The sequence below is a fragment of the Salmonella sp. 32070601201500089SM genome (assembly GCF_017573605.1).
Lineage (GTDB): Bacteria > Pseudomonadota > Gammaproteobacteria > Enterobacterales > Enterobacteriaceae > Salmonella > Salmonella enterica.
Genome location: NZ_JAGETK010000014.1, coordinates 1 through 19,802 on the forward strand (window position 1 = coordinate 1; position 19,802 = coordinate 19,802).

The 19,802-nt window shown below is 52.7% G+C and carries 22 protein-coding genes and 1 pseudogene; 10 read left to right on the plus strand and 13 right to left on the minus strand.

Annotated elements, in window-relative coordinates; all coding sequences use genetic code 11:
* Window positions 1-267 precede the first annotated feature (267 nt).
* Window positions 268-1,314, plus strand: coding sequence for an L-asparaginase 2 (gene ansB / locus J4728_RS19095; RefSeq protein WP_000394189.1), 1,047 nt, complete (start codon window positions 268-270; stop codon window positions 1,312-1,314).
* A 132-nt stretch (window positions 1,315-1,446) separates the two neighbouring features.
* Window positions 1,447-2,454 (plus strand): annotated as a pseudogene (locus J4728_RS19100) (DUF1202 domain-containing protein).
* A gap of 91 nt (window positions 2,455-2,545) precedes the next feature.
* Here the strand turns inward: J4728_RS19100 and hemW are convergent.
* Genes hemW through J4728_RS19125 form a run of 5 tightly spaced genes read right to left on the minus strand, consistent with a single transcriptional unit; the run spans window position 2,546 to window position 5,852 of the window.
* A complete protein-coding gene (hemW, locus tag J4728_RS19105) occupies window positions 2,546-3,682 on the minus strand; it encodes a radical SAM family heme chaperone HemW (protein WP_079798516.1) in 1,137 nt (378 codons plus the stop codon).
* Window positions 3,675-4,268 carry an XTP/dITP diphosphatase gene (locus J4728_RS19110; RefSeq protein WP_038393777.1) on the minus strand — a complete coding sequence of 198 codons (594 nt, stop codon included), beginning with the start codon at window positions 4,266-4,268 and terminating at the stop codon, window positions 3,675-3,677. Before J4728_RS19110 ends, hemW begins: the two co-directional genes overlap by 8 nt.
* 7 nt (window positions 4,269-4,275) lie before the next feature.
* On the minus strand, window positions 4,276-4,566 hold the full coding sequence (yggU, locus tag J4728_RS19115; protein ID WP_001277205.1) for a DUF167 family protein YggU: 291 nt from the start codon (window positions 4,564-4,566) through the stop codon (window positions 4,276-4,278).
* Entirely contained in the window at window positions 4,563-5,129 is a 567-nt protein-coding gene (locus J4728_RS19120; protein ID WP_001094848.1) for a YggT family protein, read from the minus strand. The genes yggU and J4728_RS19120 overlap by 4 nt, the downstream gene beginning before the upstream one ends.
* Window positions 5,130-5,147: 18 nt before the next feature.
* Window positions 5,148-5,852 carry a YggS family pyridoxal phosphate-dependent enzyme gene (locus J4728_RS19125; protein WP_000997790.1) on the minus strand — a complete coding sequence of 235 codons (705 nt, stop codon included), beginning with the start codon at window positions 5,850-5,852 and terminating at the stop codon, window positions 5,148-5,150.
* 17 nt (window positions 5,853-5,869) lie between these two features.
* Here J4728_RS19125 and J4728_RS19130 point away from each other — a divergent pair, with 17 nt between their 5' ends.
* Both J4728_RS19130 and J4728_RS19135 read left to right on the plus strand, forming a co-directional pair.
* Entirely contained in the window at window positions 5,870-6,850 is a 981-nt protein-coding gene (locus J4728_RS19130; RefSeq protein ID WP_001055659.1) for a type IV pilus twitching motility protein PilT, read from the plus strand.
* 133 nt (window positions 6,851-6,983) lie between these two features.
* A complete protein-coding gene (locus J4728_RS19135) occupies window positions 6,984-7,670 on the plus strand; it encodes an IclR family transcriptional regulator (protein WP_000098324.1) in 687 nt (228 codons plus the stop codon).
* 46 nt (window positions 7,671-7,716) lie between these two features.
* On the opposite strand, the gene ruvX is transcribed toward J4728_RS19135, so the two are convergent.
* From ruvX to metK, 8 genes are all read right to left on the minus strand, one after another.
* Window positions 7,717-8,133, minus strand: a complete 417-nt coding sequence (gene ruvX, locus J4728_RS19140; protein ID WP_001285490.1) for a Holliday junction resolvase RuvX — start codon at window positions 8,131-8,133, stop codon at window positions 7,717-7,719.
* The gene (locus tag J4728_RS19145; RefSeq protein WP_001053167.1) at window positions 8,133-8,696 is read right to left on the minus strand and encodes a YqgE/AlgH family protein; all 564 of its coding nucleotides are present in this window, start codon (window positions 8,694-8,696) and stop codon (window positions 8,133-8,135) included. The genes ruvX and J4728_RS19145 overlap by 1 nt, the downstream gene beginning before the upstream one ends.
* A 215-nt stretch (window positions 8,697-8,911) precedes the next feature.
* Window positions 8,912-9,859, minus strand: coding sequence for a glutathione synthase (gene gshB, locus J4728_RS19150; protein ID WP_000593248.1), 948 nt, complete (start codon window positions 9,857-9,859; stop codon window positions 8,912-8,914).
* A 19-nt stretch (window positions 9,860-9,878) separates the two neighbouring features.
* Complete coding sequence (gene rsmE, locus J4728_RS19155; RefSeq protein ID WP_208212246.1) at window positions 9,879-10,610, minus strand: 16S rRNA (uracil(1498)-N(3))-methyltransferase; 732 nt, start codon at window positions 10,608-10,610, stop codon at window positions 9,879-9,881.
* 76 nt (window positions 10,611-10,686) lie between these two features.
* Window positions 10,687-11,394 carry a deoxyribonuclease I gene (gene endA, locus J4728_RS19160; protein WP_000286133.1) on the minus strand — a complete coding sequence of 236 codons (708 nt, stop codon included), beginning with the start codon at window positions 11,392-11,394 and terminating at the stop codon, window positions 10,687-10,689.
* Window positions 11,395-11,489: 95 nt separating this feature from the next.
* Window positions 11,490-11,987 carry a SprT family zinc-dependent metalloprotease gene (locus J4728_RS19165; protein ID WP_000856775.1) on the minus strand — a complete coding sequence of 166 codons (498 nt, stop codon included), beginning with the start codon at window positions 11,985-11,987 and terminating at the stop codon, window positions 11,490-11,492.
* A 78-nt stretch (window positions 11,988-12,065) separates the two neighbouring features.
* Complete coding sequence (galP, locus tag J4728_RS19170; protein WP_001113171.1) at window positions 12,066-13,460, minus strand: galactose/proton symporter; 1,395 nt, start codon at window positions 13,458-13,460, stop codon at window positions 12,066-12,068.
* 492 nt (window positions 13,461-13,952) lie between these two features.
* Window positions 13,953-15,107, minus strand: coding sequence for a methionine adenosyltransferase (metK, locus tag J4728_RS19175; RefSeq protein WP_001062140.1), 1,155 nt, complete (start codon window positions 15,105-15,107; stop codon window positions 13,953-13,955).
* 55 nt (window positions 15,108-15,162) lie between these two features.
* On the opposite strand from metK, the gene J4728_RS19180 reads away from it, so the two are divergent.
* The 6 genes from J4728_RS19180 to J4728_RS19205 all read left to right on the plus strand — a co-directional run bounded on the left by J4728_RS19180 (window position 15,163) and on the right by J4728_RS19205 (window position 19,703).
* Window positions 15,163-15,462 (plus strand): hypothetical protein, encoded by a 300-nt coding sequence (locus J4728_RS19180; protein ID WP_001576358.1) that lies wholly within the window; start codon window positions 15,163-15,165, stop codon window positions 15,460-15,462.
* A gap of 59 nt (window positions 15,463-15,521) precedes the next feature.
* Window positions 15,522-15,671 (plus strand): hypothetical protein, encoded by a 150-nt coding sequence (locus tag J4728_RS24115; RefSeq protein WP_001751809.1) that lies wholly within the window; start codon window positions 15,522-15,524, stop codon window positions 15,669-15,671.
* 85 nt (window positions 15,672-15,756) lie between these two features.
* Entirely contained in the window at window positions 15,757-15,888 is a 132-nt protein-coding gene (gene yqgB, locus J4728_RS19190) for an acid stress response protein YqgB (RefSeq protein ID WP_000729109.1), read from the plus strand.
* Window positions 15,889-15,896: 8 nt separating this feature from the next.
* Complete coding sequence (gene speA, locus J4728_RS19195; protein WP_001278580.1) at window positions 15,897-17,873, plus strand: biosynthetic arginine decarboxylase; 1,977 nt, start codon at window positions 15,897-15,899, stop codon at window positions 17,871-17,873.
* Window positions 17,874-18,017: 144 nt separating this feature from the next.
* Complete coding sequence (locus J4728_RS19200; RefSeq protein WP_000032793.1) at window positions 18,018-18,749, plus strand: hypothetical protein; 732 nt, start codon at window positions 18,018-18,020, stop codon at window positions 18,747-18,749.
* A gap of 153 nt (window positions 18,750-18,902) precedes the next feature.
* A complete protein-coding gene (locus J4728_RS19205; RefSeq protein WP_001576357.1) occupies window positions 18,903-19,703 on the plus strand; it encodes a FadR/GntR family transcriptional regulator in 801 nt (266 codons plus the stop codon).
* The last annotated feature ends 99 nt before the right edge of the window (window positions 19,704-19,802 follow it).

The window sequence follows — 19,802 nt, forward strand, 5'->3', positions numbered from 1 at the left end:
TTTACGGGCCGTAAGTAACGAAGTTTGATGCAAATGTCAGATCGTATGCGCCTGTTAGGGCGCGGCTGGTAAGAAAGCCTTACAGGCGCATCAGAAAAACCTCCGGCTATGCCGGAGGATATTTATTCTGTTTTTTCCTGCATTTTGTTATCCATCTCTAAAAAATACTCTCTGTTGGATATATATCGCTGGTTAATCGTATGACATCACATTATTCGTCTGCAATATAGGGATAATGCGACCAGTTGACATAACTGGAGATATAACATGGAGTTTTTCAGGAAAACGGCATTAGCTGCTCTGGTAATGGGTTTCAGCGGCGCAGCGTTCGCTTTACCGAATATCACCATCTTAGCGACCGGCGGAACGATCGCTGGTGGCGGTGATTCAGCAACAAAATCAAATTATACGGCAGGTAAAGTTGGCGTCGAAAATCTGGTGGATGCCGTTCCTCAATTGAAGGACATTGCGGTAGTGAAAGGCGAGCAGGTCGTTAACATTGGCTCGCAGGATATGAACGATGAAGTCTGGCTCACGCTGGCGAAAAAAATCAATACCGAGTGCGACAGCACCGACGGTTTCGTGATCACCCACGGTACTGATACGATGGAAGAAACCGCTTATTTCCTCGATCTGACCGTGAAATGCAATAAACCGGTGGTACTGGTCGGCGCGATGCGTCCTTCCACGTCAATGAGCGCAGATGGCCCGTTCAATCTCTATAATGCGGTAGTAACAGCGGCTGATAAACAGTCTGCCAATCGCGGCGTGCTGGTGGTAATGAATGATACCGTCATGGACGGACGCGACGTCACTAAGACCAATACGACTGACGTGGCGACGTTTAAAGCGGTTAACTACGGCCCGCTGGGTTATATCCACAACGGTAAAATTGACTACCAGCGTACGCCAGAGCGTAAACATACCACCTCCACCCCGTTCGACGTGTCGAAGCTGACCGCGTTGCCGAAAGTCGGTATCGTTTATAACTATGCGAATGCGTCCGATCTGCCGGCAAAAGCGCTGGTAGACGCGGGTTATGACGGGATCGTGAGCGCAGGCGTGGGTAACGGCAACTTGTATAAAACGGTCTTTGATACCCTGGCGACCGCCGCGCACAACGGTACGGTAGTGGTGCGTTCTTCACGTGTGCCGACTGGCGCAACCACGCAGGATGCGGAAGTTGACGATGCAAAATACGGCTTTGTCGCTTCCGGCACGCTGAACCCGCAAAAAGCGCGTGTCTTACTGCAACTGGCGTTAACCCAGACTAAAGATCCAAAACAGATCCAGACGATGTTCAATCAGTATTAAAGCTAATGCCCCGGTCGGAAGGCCGGGGCCATCTTTGGAAGACCTCTCGCACAACCAACACTATTATCTTGCTAATTATCATCCTGGTTATGATAATCGTGGGTGTCATGTCTCTGGACGGGAGGTCCACAAGTGGTTCGACAATGGATTGCTGGCGCAGCGCTGTTTGCCCTGATTTCAGGCTATAGCTGGGCAGAGGTTGCTCAACCCTCCGATAACATCTTAAAAGAACAGTTTAGTAAGCAGTACCACGGCATACTTAAACTGGATTCCATTACCTTAAAAAATCTTGATTCGACGGGCAATCAGGCCACCTGGTCTGCCGAAGGGGATATTTCTTCCCGTGAAGATATGTATACCGGCGTTGGTATGGCGGCGGATTATTATTTTGTTGAAAAAACCTGGACCAAAGATCGTCCCGTTAAATTTTCTGCCATGTTAACCAGCAAAGGGACGCCAGCCTCTGGCTGGACGGTGAGCTATTACTCATTACAAATGGCAGCCAGCGATCAGGGCCGGGCTATTGACGACATTAAAACGAATGATAAATACCTGATCGTCAACAGTGATGACTTTAACTATCGGTTTGGCAACATTGAAGCCTCCTAGCGTGCGCAGAAAGCGTCGATCCCCGGTCTTGAAGAACAACTCTCTGCCCTGGATAAGAAAATAGCGGTAGCTAAAAAAGAAGCGGACGCGTATTGGGGAAAAGGCGCTGATGGGAAACCGTTGACCCGCGCCGAGGCGTTTAAAAAGACGTTAAAAGAGCGCGATGATTATGTAAAAGCCAACGATAGCAGCGTATATGCCGAGAAATACGAAAAAGAGGTCTATCAACCGGCATTAGACGCGTGTCGTAAGCAGAGTGAGCCGTGCAATGAAGCGGCTATTCAGCAGAAAAGAGATTTAGACATACACGAGCAACGGCGGCAGGTATTTTTGAAATCAGAAGAGCTGCGTCGAAAAGCGCAGAATGACTGGATAACGTTAGAGAAAGGACAATATCCGCTGAATATAGCGGTACAGAAACTTCAGATGCAACAGAGTGATATCCGTGTGAAAATTATGGATATTAATGACGGTTACGAGCGCTGGAAAAAAGATACCGACGATTTGCGTCGTAAAGGGGTTATTAAATAATGCGCTTGCCGGCGGCGCATTAACCGCCACAGGTCGGTAAGCGTCGCGCCATCAGGTATTTTACCCGCTGGCGCGACAGGCTTATTCCTTGTTATTCCGCGAGAAATAACTCAAGAAGAGAGTTTAAAAACAGTTTACCGTGCCGGGTAATCTGCCAGTATTGCTCGCATTCGGTCAGGTAGCCCTGGGCAATAGCCTCGTCGATTGGCTGACGAATAACCGCTTCCGTAAGCCCGGTATAGGCGACAAATTCGGCGCGAGGCGCGCGCTCCAGCAACCGAAAACGGTTCATAAAGAACTCAAAGGGTTTATCGTCATCACTCACGTCACGCTGGCTTTCCAGGTAACGTCCCTGCATATAACCGCGTGGGTGACGGGTTTTGGTGGTGCGCAGGATCCTGCCGCCCGGGAAGGTGACTTTACCGTGGGCGCCGCAGCCAATCCCCAGATAGTCGCCAAAGCGCCAGTAGTTCAGATTATGCTGGCACTGATAACCGGGTTTGGCATAGGCCGAAGTTTCGTATTGCTGATAGCCCGCGGCGGTTAATAACTGGTGGCCCTGCTCAAAGATATCCCACAGTGCGTCATCGTCCGGTAAAACCGGCGGACGCGAACCGAACAGAGTGTTGGGTTCAATCGTCAATTGATACCATGAGAGATGCGGCGGATTAAGCGCAATCGCCTGTCGCAAATCATTCAGCGCCTCTTCCAGCGTTTGATCCGGCAATCCATGCATCAAGTCGAGGTTAAAGCTGCGTAGTCCAAGCCCATTTGCCAGTCTTGCTGCCCGCATCGCCTCTTGTGGACCGTGAATACGGCCAAGACGTTTCAGCTTAGGCTCACTAAAGCTCTGCACGCCAATGGAGATCCGGTTTACGCCGGCGCGCTGATAGTCGATGAAGCGGTCGGCTTCGACCGTGCCGGGGTTCGCTTCCATAGTAATTTCCGCATCCGCCGCCAGGTTCAGGCGCGTGCGCACGCCGTCCAGCAGCGTTTGCATCGCCGGCCCGGAAAGCAGGCTTGGCGTACCGCCGCCAATAAAAATGGTCTTTACTTCACGCCCTTGCGCCCAGGCGACGTCGGCATCCAGATCGTTTAACAGATGCTGGACGTAGTCGTCATGCGGCACCTCGCCCTTCAACGCATGGGAATTGAAGTCACAATATGGACATTTTTGTACACACCAGGGAATATGAATATAAAGACTGAGCGGCGGTAGTTTAGCCATTGCGTAACGCATCCAGCAGCAGCTTGAGCGCTTGTCCACGGTGGGAAATCGCGCTTTTTTCTTCACGGGTCAGTTCTGCGGCGGTTTTGCCTTCAGACGGTACGAAGAAAATGGGATCATAGCCAAATCCGCCATTTCCGGCCGCCTGGCGAGTAATGACGCCAGGCCAGCTACCGTGACAGACTATCGGTGTGGGATCTTCGGCATGACGCAAATAAACCAGTACACAATGGAATCGCGCCTGGCGTTTGTCGTCCGGAACATCTCGTAGAGTATGCAGCAGTTTTTCCAGATTTTGCTGATCTGTCGCGTTTTCGCCAGAATAGCGCGCGGAATAGATACCCGGCGCGCCGCCTAAAACGTCAACGGCCAGACCGGAGTCATCGGCAATGGCGGGCAGGTCGGTCATTTTGGCGGCATGGCGCGCTTTGAGAATCGCGTTTTCAATAAACGTCAGGCCGGTTTCTTCCGCGGAATCGACGCCCAGTTCCGTTTGCGCTACCACATCAAGCCCAAAATCGCTTAACAGCGACGCGAGCTCGCGCACTTTACCGGCATTGCCGGTTGCGAGAACAACTTTTTGCATGGAATACCTACTCAGTTAACGCCGCAATTTCCGGCGGGATCTGTTGCGGGTGAATAATTTTTACCTGTTTGTGACGGCCCAGCTCGCCTTTTTCGATGACGATCTGACTTTTCGCCACGCGAAACTGTTTACCAAGAAACTTGGTCAGATGGCTGTTTGCCTGACCATCAACCGGCGGGGCGGTAATGGCGACTTTCACCTCGTCGCCATGTAAGCCCACAATACTGTCGCGGCTGGCTTTCGGCTGAATATAAAGCCGTAACACCAGACCGTCTTCGCAGCGAGTCACAGCACTCATAACGCCATCCACAGCCCCGGCAGCAACATGTTGCCTGTCGCTTGTAAGACTTCAGCGATCCCCATATTAACGACATACAGCAGCAGTACCAGAACCATCGGCGAGAAGTCGATGCCGCCCATCGCAGGCAGTATACGGCGAATCGGGCTGAGCAGCGGCTCTGCAAGCTGAATCAATACATATTCAATCGGGCTACGACCCTGGCTCACCCAGCTCATGATAGCCATGACCAGCAGCACCCAGAAGATCAGCAGGCCGATTGTTTTAAGCAAGATAAGCACTGCGGCAATCCAGATAATCGCCTGAAACGTAATGACCTTAAACAGCACTATCGCCTTAATAACGCTAAGAATAAACGCCACCAGCAGGGAAGCGCTGTCAATCGGCCCCATTGGCGGGATAATACGACGCAGCGGTCCGATGATGGGCTGCGTAATTTTCACCACGAACTGGGAGAAAGGGTTGTAAAAGTCACAGCGGGCCCACTGCATCCACACGCGCAATAATAGCACCATGGTATACAGCTCAATTACCGTTGAGAGCAGGAAGGTCAACGTATTCATGGCGTTCCTCAGTTTTCCTTAATTTTTTGTGTAATCACGAGCACCAAAGATAGCGGTGCCGATGCGCACCATTGTGCTACCTGCCGCAATCGCGGCTTCCATATCGTCGCTCATACCCAGAGATAAGGTATCAACGTCAGGGTAGCGCGCTTTCAGCCCGGCAAATGCTACAGCCATTTGACGTGCGACTTCAAACTGCCTTACATAATCTGACTCTGGCGCCGGGATCGCCATCAGTCCGCGAAGCCGCAGACGCGGCAGTGTAGCCACCGCAGCGGCCAGCTCATCCAGTTCCGCCAGCGGAATGCCTGATTTGCTGTTTTCATCGCTGATATTAATTTGGATCAGAACATTTAGCGCCGGCAGATTATCCGGACGCTGTTCGCTCAGCCGCGAGGCGATACGCAAGCGATCGATGGTATGACACCAGTCAAAATGCTCGGCCACCAGCCGACTTTTGTTGGACTGTAAAGGGCCAATAAAGTGCCAGTGCAGGCCTTCCACTTTCGCTTCCTGAAAGTGGCGGATTTTTTCCACCCCCTCTTGTACATAATTTTCACCAAATGCCCGCTGTCCGGCGGCAATGGCTTCTGCGATGTCGCTCGCAGGTTTGGTTTTACTCACTGCAAGCAACGTAACTTCTTCTGAAGAGCGGCCGCAACGCGTCGCCGCGGCGGAGATTTTGTCCCGGATGTGTGCCAGGTTATGCGCGATATCGTTCATTTTCCGAGGATGTTTATATGAATATGGAAGAAATTGTGACGCTTAGTGTAAAGCATAACGTCTCGGATCTACACCTGTGTAACGCCTGGCCTGCGCGATGGCGCAAACAAGGACGCATGGAGACAGCGCCTTTTACCGCGCCAGATGTCGACAGGCTTCTGCTTGATTGGCTTAATGATGCGCAACAATATCAGTGGCGAACGCACGGCCAGCTTGATTTCGCCGTCTCGCTGTCTGGCACGCGGCGCCTGCGCGCCAGTGCGTTCACACATCAACAGGGAACGTCGCTGGCGCTACGGCTATTGCCCGAGCGTTGTCCTGATCTGGCGGAAATCCAGACGCCGCCGATAGTACCCGCACTGCTTGCCAGCGAGAACGGACTGATTCTGGTCACTGGCGCTACTGGCTGCGGGAAATCCACTACGCTGGCGGCGATGGTGGGACATCTTAATCAACATGCCGATAAACACATCCTGACGCTGGAAGATCCTATTGAGTACCGTTACACCAGCAAGCGTTGCCTGATACAGCAGCGGGAAATCGGCCAGCATTGCGCCACTTTTGCCGCCGGGCTGCGCGCGGCGTTACGTGAAGATCCCGATGTCATTTTACTGGGAGAGCTGCGTGACAGCGAGACCATTCGCCTGGCGCTGACGGCGGCGGAAACGGGGCATCTGGTACTGGCAACCCTGCATACTCGCGGTGCGGCGCAGGCGGTGGAAAGATTAGTGGATAGTTTTCCGGCGCAGGAAAAAGAACCGGTACGCAGCCAACTGGCGGGTAGTCTGCGCGCCGTACTATCACAAAAACTGGAGGTCGACAGACAGGATGGGCGCGTGGCGTTGTTTGAATTACTGATTAATACGCCAGCCACAGGGAATTTGATCCGTGAAGGCAAACTCCATCAGTTGGCCCACGTGATACAAACCGGGCAGCAGCAGGGGATGATGACATTCGCCCAGAGCGCGCAATGGCGTCAGGTGCAGGGACGGCTGTAGCGAAGATGGCGGCGTAGGGGGGGGGAGGAAAGTGTTGACTGGCGCGGTGGATTGAACGGCATGCAGGCTTGTATCCTGGCGAACCGGCGTTAAAATCGCAGCTTTGTTAAAACCACAGCGAAGCCATTTAACGATGTCATCACAACCGAATCAAAGCCTGATAGATGGCATTCGCTGTCTGCAATATCTGGTTTCCAGCGACCGTGCTATCGGATGTCGCGAGCTTGCCCGGCTGATGGATATTAATACCACGCGCGTTAATCGCCTGTTAATGACGATGGCCTCTATTGGACTCACGATGCAGGATGAGCACCGACGCTATTTACCCGGGCCAGGCATTCATGCTTTGGCGGCGCAGGCGATTCGTGGTTCAGCGCTGTTCTCCCATGCGTTGCCTATCCTTGAACGCCATGCGCCCAAAGACATCGTGGTGGCATTAGGCGTGCTATGGGAAGACCAGATTATCTATATTTATCACTCTACGCCGGGTTCGCAGGGAAGTCAGGCGCTGGCGGGGTTTCGCATGTGCCCGGCCTGGCAGTCGGTAACAGGAGTGGCGTTACTGGCGGCAGAAAGCGATGAGGCGCTAATGCAGCGTTTTACTCCGGAGCAGTGGCGTAATCTGGCGCCGCATGTGGCGCAGCAGCGCCAGCGGGGATACGTGCTGTGGCATCACGCTGATGGTGAAGTTTCTATGGCGCAACCGCTAGACAAGCACGCCGCAGCGCTGGCCTTTGCGGGAATGTGGCGGATTGATGAGGCGGAGGCGGCTGCGCGTTTACAGGCGTTGAAGGCATTAAACCAGCTTATTGCCCAGTAAGCCTGGCAACCGTGACCGCGTTATCCGCCTGCTGACAAAAACGGCTTTAATACCCCTGTTCAAAATAGCTTTCGAGGATAATCACGGCGGAGGCCGAGTCCACTTTGCCTTTGTTCAGTGCGCGATACCCACCTCGTTCAAACAGACCGGAGCGTGCTTCAACGGTGCTGAGTCGTTCATCGTGCAGCGTGACAGTTACCCCGAAACGCCCATGAATACGGTTGGCGAATTTACGGGCGCGCGCCGTCAGCGGTTGTTCAGTGCCATCCATATTGAGCGGTAGCCCGACAATAATTTCGTCCGGCTGCCACTCTTTCAGCAAACGTTCAATGAGCATCCAGTCGGGCGTGCCGTCCTGTGCTTTGATTGCCGGAAGCGGACGGGCGGTGCCGGTAATGCGTTGTCCTATTGCAACGCCAATGCTTTTTGTGCCGAAGTCAAAGGCCAGTAAGGTGTCGCTCATCAGGCGTGCCCCGCAACGCCGGGCATGGTCAGAATATCAATGCCAATAAGTTTTGCCGCTTCGCGCCAGCGCTCGGCAATGGGCGTTTTGAACAAAATATTGAGATCGGCGGGCGCGGTAAGCCAGGCGTTATCAAGCAACTCTTGTTCAAGCTGGCCTTTATCCCAGGAGGCGTAGCCCAGCGCGACCAGCACATCGGAAGGCTGTTGTTGGGTACCTAACGTTTCCAGCACATCGCGGGAGGTGGTAATCACGGTATTGTCTGAGATACGAATGCTGGAGGCGAAACGTGACGGCGGAGTATGGAGAATAAATCCGCGATCTTCCGCCAGCGGGCCGCCGAGCATCACGGCTTTATCAAGACGAATTGCCGAATCGCGCGGTTCCGGCGTAATTTTTAGTTTTTCCAGAATCCCTTCAATTTGCAGATTTTCCAAAGGCTTATTAATAATAATCCCCATAGCGCCGTCCTGGTTGTGCTCGCAAATATACACTACGGAACGGCGGAAAATCGGGTCCTGGAGCGCAGGCATGGCAATAAGAAAGTGATGCTGTAAATTCATTGTCAGAGGTTCTGTTTCCTGGTTCAAAAAAACGACAGCGTTCAGTATGTGGGGAAAGCGGACGGTTGTCACTCATATAAGCCGTCTTTTGCCAAAGGACGGCTGCCTTATCGGGCAATAGACTGCCGGATGGCGATGCTGATGCGCCGCCTTATCCGACCGGGGCGGCGTGATTGCTCAGGCCCGGTAAGCGCACGCCACCGGGCAATAAACGTTTACTTCGCCAGACGCGCTTCGATGGCGTCCATCAACATCCCGGTGATAGAGATCGGGTATTCCGCTTCAATTTCACGCACGCAGGTTGGGCTGGTCACGTTAATTTCCGTTAAGCGGTCGCCGATAATATCCAGACCGACGAAAATAAGCCCTTTGGCTTTAAGCGTCGGCCCAACGCGGCGGGCGATTTCCCAGTCGCTTTCGCTCAACGGACGGGGTTCGCCGCGACCACCAGCCGCCAGGTTGCCGCGGGTTTCGCCGCCCTGCGGAATACGCGCCAGGCAGTAAGGCACCGGCTCGCCGTCGACGACCAGTACGCGCTTATCGCCATCTTTGATCGCGGGCAGATAGTTCTGCGCCATGCAGTAGCGGTTGCCCAGCTCGGTCAGCGTTTCGGCAATAACGCCTATGTTAGGATCGCCTTCCTTAACGCGGAAAATGGACGCGCCGCCCATACCGTCCAGCGGTTTCATAATGATATCGCCGTGCTTTTCCCAAAACGCTTTGAGCTGCGCTTTATTGCGCGTTACCAGCGTTTCCGGCGTCAGGTCGGCAAACCAGGCAGTATACAGTTTTTCATTACAGTCGCGCAGGCTTTGCGGTTTGTTGACGATCAGCGTCCCTTCCTCTTCAGCGCGTTCCAGAATATAGGTTGCATAAATAAACTCGGTATCAAACGGCGGATCTTTACGCATCAGGATAACGTCGAGGTCGGCGAGTTTAATCTCCTGCTCGCTGCCGAACTCGTACCATTTATCGTAATTTTGCTCCACGCTCAACGTTCGCGTGCGGGCGCGGGCTTCGCCGTTAATCAGATAAAGGTCGGCCATCTCCATATAATGAAGTTCATAACCACGACGTTGGGCTTCCAGCAGCATAGCGAAACTGGTGTCTTTCTTGATGTTGATGTGTGCGATGGGGTCCATCACGATGCCGAGCTTGATCATTATTTTCTCCGTTAACGCTTCATCCTAAGTCGCCAAAACGCACCTGTAGCGCGGTAATGGCGGTGAGCGCGGTTGTCTCAGTACGCAGAACGCGAGGTCCTAACAGAATATCAGTAAACTGATAGCGCGCGGTCATCGCGATTTCGTCCGCCGACAGCCCGCCTTCCGGGCCGATTAGCAGTCGGACGCGTTCAACCGGCAGCGGCAGAGTGTTAATGCTGGCATGGGCGCGCGGATGAAGATTGAGCTTCAGCCCGGAATCTTGCTCGGCGCACCAGGCTGCCAGCGCCATCGGCGGGCGAATTTCCGGCACCCGGTTACGCCCGCATTGTTCGCAGGCGGCGATGGCGATCTTTTGCCACTGCTGGCGCTTTTTGTTCAGACGTTCATTATCCAGTTTAACGCCGCAGCGCTCAGAGAACAGTGGCGTAATGAGGCTTACACCTAGTTCGATCGATTTCTGGATAGTAAATTCCATTTTTTCACCGCGCGACATCACCTGGCCCAGATGGATATGTAGCGGCGATTCACGATCGTCGATTTCGCCTTTCATCACTTGCACTTCAACGCTTTTCTTACTGGCGCTAATGATTTCAGCATCGAATACCTGATTACTGCCGTCAAACAGCTGTAACGCTTGTCCCGCTCCCATGCGCAGTACACGACCAATATGGTTGGCCGCATCTTCGCATAACGAAATCTGCGTACCGGACGTCAACAATTCAGGGTGATAAATGCGGGGAATACGCATAATAAAAAAATCCGCGTCATGGCCCCGGCGTTTGGCTATCCAGGGCATGGGTTAACAAGAATCCCGCTAGTGTAGGTTAGCTCTTTCGCGCCTGGCAAGCGCGTTGCACATAGGGATTATGATTACCCTGGACCTTCGCGATACGCGCATCGCGCTCGCACTCCCAGGCGGTAACGGGGTACTGCTTATCCCAGACGTTAAAAAGCTGCGTTTGTTGGCGGGAAAGTTTCAGTTGGTATTGGTCGCGCATATAAAAATAAGTGCGGGCGATTGCGCCACGGGCGCGGGCGGGCGGCTCGGCGAGCTTCGCTTTGAAATCCACTTTCATGGCGCACTGCCCGTACTGACCTTCGCCGCCGTTCCACTGGCTATACATAAAGTTGCCGCGATCGCCATTCACTTCGCCAATCGCGGGTTGCAGGTTATGCATATCGCTTTCCATTTTGCGGTAGACCGGGTCTTTAGCGCAGTTTTTTCGCCCGCCGTCCTGCCAGCACTGGCGCTGATGACCGAATTGCCAGGCGGGGACAACGTGCTCCCACTCAATGCGTCTGGCGCGATTCTCGTTTTTACGCACCTTATAGCCGCAGGACTCCAGGTCTACGACGCCTTTTTTACCCTGCCAGCGGATTTGGCACCCGCAGTAAAAGCTGCCGGGCGCGTCGGCATTGACTTTGACGCTCGCCGCTTTGGCCTGAGAAAAATTGTTAATGCCATCGGCCAGGGCCTGGCCTGAAAACGCTGCGGCCAGCAACACAGCGGCAAAAGAGAAATTACGGTACATTGCACACTCCATAGCAAAACGAGCCCGCAACGTAACGAAAGTTGTGTCTGTATGCAATCAGTCCGCTCAGGAAAGTTCCCGGACGTTTCGGGAAACTACCCGGCGACCAGTGGTTCGCCGCAGTGAACGCAACGATAAACCGCTTCGCCGCGTACTACGCGGTTATGACGGCGGACGGTGAGTTGATGTTGCTGGCATTGGCAATGGTAGGGAAAGGTATTGCGCCGTACGGATTGCAGCGCAAATTGATGAGTACGTCTGGCCGGAACGCCCAGCACGCTTTCCATCATCCACTTCCATTCCTTGCCATGCGGAGCCTTGCGTCCGAAGTGCTTCCACACCAACAGATGCGCCAGTTCATGCGGCACGACCTCTGCTATAAAGGTGTCGATGTTTTCCAGCAGTAACACCGGGTTGAGGCGGATTTCGTAGCTCTCCAGCCAGGCGGTGCCCGCCGAGGTGCCGCGTTGCGTATACACCAGTTTCGGCTCCGGATAATGTCTATCGAGCTTGAGGTTCGCCTGGGCGAGATTTTCCCGCAGACGGCGCATCACGGCCTGCTGGATAGCGATAGGGAGACGAGGGGTTTTCATAGCGGCAGAGAATAGTGCGACGGAAGAGGGGCTGCAAGAAAAACGCTTCCTCCTGTGGCAGGAGGAAGCGAGGAGGGATTAGTCGTGGGCGCCGATTTCGCGCAGTTTACGACCTTTCATCAGGTTACGTTCAATGTGTTCCAGCGAAACGTGTTTGGTTTCCGGCACCAGCCACAGGGTCAGCAGGATAAACAGTACGTTCAGGCCAGCGTAGACCCAGAAAGTGTTGGCGTTACCCAGATTGTTCAGCATGGTCAGGAACGTTGCGCCGACGATCATATTGGCGATCCAGTTGGTCGCGGTGGAGCAGGTGATGCCGAAATCGCGGCCTTTCAGCGGCTGGATTTCGGAGCACAGTACCCAAATCAGCGGACCAGCGCTCATCGCAAATCCAATGATGAACATCAGCAGCATAGCGATAGCGAAGTATTGCGCAGACGGCGAATGGATGCCGATGTGCATCATCGTACCCAGAATCCCCATACCAATCGCCATGACCAGGAAGCCCAGCGTCAGGGTCGGCTTGCGGCCCCAGCGGTCAACCAGGCCGATAGCGATGAAGGTTGCCAGCACGTTAGTCAGACCAACAATAACGGTGCCCCACATCTGCTCCGTGGTATTCGTGTACCCCGCCAGTTCGAAGATTTTCGGCGCGTAATACATAATGACGTTCATCCCGGTAAATTGCTGCATGACCTGCAACAAAATGCCAAGAAACACGGCGCGGCGGAAGTTGCTGTTCTCTTTGAACAGCGCCCAACCGCTCTGTTTAACCTGCAAACTTTCGCGAATTTCATCGAGCTCACGTTTTGCTTCCGCACTGGTGTCACGCAGGCGCAACAGGACGCGTTCAGCATCATGGAAGCGGCGTTTTGCCGCAAACCAGCGCGGGCTGTCCGGCAGGAAGAAGACGCCGATCAGCAGCAGAATGGCCGGGATGATGATCACGCCGAGCATCCAGCGCCATGCGCCGCTGTAGCTGAACGCGGTATCGGACAGATAAGCGCCCAGAATCCCGATGGTGATCATGAGTTGGTACATTGAGATCATACTGCCGCGAATTTTTTCCGGCGCGATCTCGGACAGGTACAACGGTGCAGTGTAGGAAGCGACGCCGACGGCCAGACCCAGCAGCACGCGAGAAATAATCAGGACTTCAACGTTAGGCGCCGCAGCGGAGAACAGCGAACCGGCGACGAACAGGATAGCGCCGATCATCAGGCTTTTTTTACGGCCCAGCTTAAAGGAGAGCCAGCCGCTGCCGACAGCGCCGACGGCCGCGCCAAACATCATGGAGCTGACCACCCATTCCTGAGTGTGTGCGGTAATCTGAAACTCGTCGGTAATGAAGGGTAAAGCACCGGCGATAACGCCGATATCCAGGCCAAAAAGTAATCCTGCCAGGGCTGCAAGAAAGCAGACAAAAAATGTCATGGCCTTGTTGGAACGCCCTTGTTTTTTATTGTCAGGCATTATGCCCTCCGGTTGGGTTAGCAATTTTATCGATGTTAAGAGTAGGTGAGTACGCCGTAAAAAGATGTGAGGCTAATCACAATGGTGTAATCGTTTACACTACTATTTATCTCGGTGATTATTTAATTATCTGAAAAATAATAGTTTTAATAATCTTATAACCATATCAATTGCCTGGTATTCAGACAAAGTTGAAAAATTATGTAATATTTTCATCGCAGAATTAGCATACCGATAGTGAGGCGGTCAGTTCTTAATGAAAATGAATGTAACCGCTTTCATGATGACTGAAACTGAATGATAAAAAGTGTAGTCGAAGAAACGAAAGGGGAGAGTGGATTGTGCTGCGCATCACAAAAAGGTCAGTATAAATTCACGCTGGAATATCTGATAACGTTGCGTGTATCAGCAATGATAAAGGCCAGCAGGGCGCTGGCCTTGATAAGTACGGTATGGTTTACCTGACTGAAAAACAGCGTCAGGCGCGGGCGATTATTTCAGACCGGCAGCATCGCGCAGCAGTTGCGCTTTGTCGGTTTTTTCCCATGGGAAGTTTTCGCGACCGAAGTGGCCGTAAGCCGCAGTTTCTTTGTAGATCGGGTGCAGCAGATCCAGCATCTGAATCAAGCCGTACGGGCGCAGGTCGAAGAATTCGCGCACCAGCAGAATCAACTGTTCAGCAGGCACTTTTTCAGTACCGAACGTTTCCACCATGATGGACGTCGGCTCCGCTACGCCGATAGCGTAGGAGACCTGGATTTCACAGCGATCCGCCAGACCTGCCGCCACGATGTTTTTCGCGACATAACGCGCAGCGTAAGCTGCAGAACGGTCAACTTTAGACGGATCTTTACCGGAGAAGGCGCCGCCGCCGTGACGCGCCATACCGCCGTAGGTATCAACAATGATCTTACGACCGGTCAGACCACAATCGCCCATCGGGCCGCCGATAACAAAACGACCGGTTGGGTTGATAAAAAACTTAGTGGACGTATTTAACCATTCAGACGGCAGAATGGGTTTGATGATCTCTTCCATCACCGCTTCTTGCAGCGATTTTTGGTCGATATCTTCTGCGTGCTGCGTAGAGAGAACCACGGCGTCGATACCGACGATTTTGCCGTCGTCATACTGGAAAGTGACCTGGCTTTTTGCATCCGGACGCAACCATGGCAGGGTGCCATTTTTACGCACTTCAGCCTGACGCTGTACCAGACGGTGCGCGTAGGTGATTGGCGCAGGCATCAGTACGTCGGTTTCATTTGTCGCGTAGCCAAACATCAGGCCCTGGTCGCCCGCGCCTTGTTCCAGCGGGTCTGCGCGGTCAACGCCCTGGTTGATATCCGGAGACTGTTTGCCAATTGCGCTCAGTACCGCGCAAGAGTTGGCGTCAAAGCCCATGTCGGAATGCACATAGCCAATTTCGCGCACCGTATTACGGGTAATCTCTTCGATATCGACCCAGGCGCTGGTGGTGATCTCACCGCCAACTAAAACCATGCCGGTTTTAACGTAGGTTTCACAGGCGACGCGTGCTTTCGGATCCTGTTGCAGGATAGCGTCCAACACGGCATCAGAGATTTGGTCTGCGATTTTGTCAGGATGCCCTTCTGATACGGACTCAGACGTAAAAAGGTGTTTTGCCATATTTAATTTCACCTAAGGAGAATTTAGTTAGCTCAAACTGTTGTGCGGAATAGTCATGACAGAAGATTCTACCATGAGTCTGAAGGTCGCTGACACTGGCAGTCTGAGTGTTAATCAGTATGGATGGATTAACATCTGGACGGCTATTTTAGGTCACTTCTTCGCCCAATTTCCAGCTTTTTTTGAAGGCCGTCGCAATGTCGGTCAAAATCAGGCGATAAACGTTTCTGATAATGCTGACATTATGCGCATTTATGCTTTGCTTTTTTTCTGCGTTCTGGGTATAAAACGCGACGCGCGGCTCATACAAAAGCACACGACGTTTTCTTCGTGTCGCCACTTCCAGCCGGGTTAAAACGTTGCTTTGGCTTGTGGGTTCGTCTTACGAGGCGGCCGTGGAGGTGATACGAGATAATGAACCGTTGTATTCTGCTGAATCTGTCGCATCGTTCTGGTGCGCGCATGTCCCCCGCAATCTGCATCTCTGCTTTGCATACCTGCCGATGTTATACCCATCTCGGCGCTTCTCAGGATTCCAGAGCCGGCAATGGCGCTGAAGACTGAACAAGGGCGCTCTTGTTAACGCAAGAGTTTTCTCGTGGTTTCGCCGAACCGTTATCTGTGAGTTCGGTTACGTGTTTACAATGATATGAAAAAGAAACCGGTCGCGCAGGCGGAGCATCAGCGCTATCTGCTGGAAAATCCGCTTGTCTATGGGTTGTTATCGCGTCTTCGGATTGCGATAGTAGTCAACTGTTTTACACTTGCTAATAAAAATTGAGGTTCGCTATGTCTGACGACATGTCTATGGGTTCGCCTTCGTCAGCAGGCGAACAGGGTGTACTACGCTCCATGCAGGAGGTTGCAATGAGCTCCCAGGAAGCCAGCAAGATGCTGCGCACTTACAATATTGCCTGGTGGGGCAATAACTACTACGACGTCAACGAGCTGGGCCATATTAGCGTATGCCCCGATCCCGACGTACCGGAAGCGCGTGTCGATCTTGCCAAACTGGTGAAAGCGCGCGAAGCGCAAGGCCAGCGTCTGCCGGCGCTGTTCTGCTTCCCGCAGATCCTGCAACACCGTTTGCGTTCAATTAACGCGGCGTTTAAGCGTGCGCGTGAATCTTACGGTTATAACGGCGACTACTTCCTCGTTTACCCTATTAAGGTCAATCAGCATCGCCGCGTGATCGAGTCCCTTATCCATTCCGGTGAACCGTTGGGGCTGGAAGCGGGGTCGAAAGCGGAATTGATGGCGGTGCTGGCGCATGCCGGCATGACCCGTAGCGTGATCGTCTGTAATGGTTATAAAGACCGTGAATACATTCGGCTGGCGTTGATTGGCGAGAAGATGGGCCATAAGGTTTATCTGGTCATCGAAAAGATGTCTGAAATCGCGATTGTGCTGGAAGAAGCTGAGCGCCTGAACGTGGTTCCTCGTCTGGGCGTGCGTGCGCGTCTGGCCTCTCAGGGGTCCGGTAAGTGGCAATCCTCCGGCGGCGAAAAATCAAAATTCGGCCTGGCGGCGACCCAGGTGCTGCAACTGGTGGAGACCCTGCGTGACGCCGGGCGTCTGGACAGCCTGCAACTGTTGCACTTCCACCTGGGATCGCAGATGGCGAACATTCGCGATATCGCGACCGGCGTGCGCGAATCCGCGCGTTTCTATGTTGAGCTGCATAAGCTGGGCGTTAATATCCAGTGCTTCGACGTGGGCGGCGGTCTGGGCGTGGATTATGAAGGTACCCGTTCGCAGTCCGACTGTTCGGTGAACTATGGCCTGAACGAATATGCCAATAACATCATCTGGGCGATTGGCGATGCCTGCGAAGAGCATGGTTTACCGCATCCGACGGTGATTACCGAGTCTGGCCGCGCCGTCACTGCGCACCATACGGTACTGGTCTCTAACATTATCGGCGTGGAGCGTAACGAATACACGGATCCGACTGCCCCTGCTGAAGATGCGCCGCGCGCGCTGCAAAATCTGTGGGAAACCTGGCAGGAGATGCATAAGCCCGGCACTCGCCGCTCGCTGCGTGAATGGCTGCATGATAGCCAAATGGATCTGCACGATATTCATATCGGCTACTCTTCCGGCGCGTTTAGTTTGCAGGAGCGCGCCTGGGCGGAACAACTTTATCTCAGCATGTGCCATGAAGTGCAGAAGCAACTGGACCCACAAAACCGTGCGCATCGCCCGATTATCGACGAACTGCAAGAGCGGATGGCGGACAAAATGTACGTCAACTTCTCGCTGTTCCAGTCGATGCCGGACGCGTGGGGAATCGATCAGCTCTTTCCGGTGCTGCCGCTGGAAGGGTTAGATCAGGTACCGGAACGTCGTGCCGTGCTGCTGGATATAACCTGTGATTCCGATGGCGCTATTGACCACTATATCGATGGCGACGGTATCGCCACGACGATGCCGATGCCGGAATACGATCCAGAGAATCCACCGATGCTCGGCTTCTTTATGGTCGGCGCCTATCAGGAGATCCTCGGTAACATGCACAACCTGTTTGGCGATACTGAAGCGGTTGACGTGTTTGTCTTCCCGGATGGTAGCGTCGAGGTTGAGCTGTCGGACGAAGGCGATACCGTTGCGGATATGCTGCAATATGTACAACTGGACCCGAAAACGCTGTTAACGCATTTCCGCGACCAGGTAAAACAGACGGATCTGGACGATGCGTTGCAGCAGCAGTTCCTTGAGGAATTTGAAGCGGGACTGTACGGTTATACTTATCTTGAAGATGAGTAATTAAGAGTATTCCGCTTGTGGGTCGATTTAATTATTTAAATCGACCCTTTTATATTTTATAAATTCTTAATTATCAGCGGTGCCGCTTCTCTATGTAATTTTATGGGCCTACAATCCCCCTAATAATTAAAAAGGGGGTTAAGTATGAGCAAATTTAAATTTAATGCCGTCATTGTTGGCTTGTTTTTGCTGTTAGGCGGTTGTTCCAGCGGAATGCAATCTAATAATGGCTCTTCATCCGACGTCGGCACCGCCTGGGGCGGCGACGTGCATTCATCGGTACAAAGCGTTTCGGTAGAACGTGCCGATCGAGAACCTGCCGAAATGGTGATAATAAATTACTCCACTCAATATCCGTCAGGTTACGATAAAGTTTATAGTATACGTATCAGCGATCTTGAATATGCTGTGCGCGACGCTAATTTTAATTCGATTCCAATTACTCGTCGCTACAACGCATCAATGGGACAATGGCAATATAGTATTCCTGCAAGATCAGGGATGAACTATCAGTTATATATTCGTAATTACAGTCATGATACCAATTACGAAATCGTCGCAACGGTTGATGGCCTGGACGTGTTGAACGGAAAAGCAGGCTCGCTGAATCATCATGGCTATATTGTTAACGCCGGCGATTCACTGGCGATTAAAGGGTTTCGCAAAGATAAACACACTGAGGCGGCATTCCAGTTCGCCGACGTAGCTGACGCTTATGCGGCCCACTCCGCGCAGGGCGACGTACGCAACATCGGCGTCATTGGCTTTGCCGCTTTTGCATTGCAGGGTAAAGCAACAAATACGCTACCGCCTTGTTCCTCGCAGGCTTTCCCGGCGGACAACAACGGGTATGCGCCGCCGCCCTGCCGCAAATAAACCCGGCATCAAACGTCAAATATGCGTTATGGGAATCAGCGCCTTTCCTGCCGAGTCTGGTGGGGAAGGACTGTGTGACGCGCATAGCCGTAGGTTGCGGGAAAGAAACGACCACTCTCTGGCAGGGAAATTGTTTACCATAAACATTAGGATTTGTTTACACTACCCTCAAGTGGAGCAATTGCTGTCTACATAGGTATGTGCATGGAACAAATTTTAACCAAGCGGCGCTATTTTGATATAGGGCTGCAAATAGAAGAACTACTCTATTCAGGGGTATTTAAAGCTGGCGAGCGACTTCCGGCGGAGAGAGAACTCAGCGAGCGTTTTCAAACCAGCCGCACGACGATTCGTGAGGCGATTATTATGCTTGAGCTGAAGGGAGTGGTAGAGGTTAAGCAAGGCGCAGGCACTTACTTTATTGATAGTCTGGAGAAAATCAATCAAAAAGCGCTCTTGCCTTACTCAGACATTGGCCCCTTTGAATTGCTACAGGCCCGGCAGGTCATCGAAAGCAACATCACCGGTTTTGCCGCTACGCAAATAAGATTTAATGAACTTAAGCAGCTTAAACGTATTATTGAGCAGCAGGAAAAGCAGATTGGCGGCGACAGCGACAAATTTGAAGAACTGGATCGCCAGTTCCACAATATCATCGCGGAATCCACGCAAAATCGTGTATTAATGAAACAATCTGCCGAGCTGTGGCGGGCTGTCAGGACCGAAAATCCGCGCTGGAAGCAGTTAAACTATAAGTATTTACATAAGAAAGAGTTAAGAATGAAATGGGTGGAAGATCACCGTAGTATCTTCCTTGCATTGCAAAAACGCGATGCTGAGCAGGCCAGACAGGCCTCGTGGACCCATCTTGAAAACAGTAAAAATGAGCTGGTAAAAATCTTCCAACAGGATGATTCGCTGGAAGATTTTGATGATTTTTTCTTCGCCACCTGACGGCTATTTTCAGGCGGATGACATTTTTGTCAGCGATTAACCGGGCCTGCCGCCAAAAACAAGCCCGGAGAGAGGGAATCAGGCTTCGTAAACGCTCAG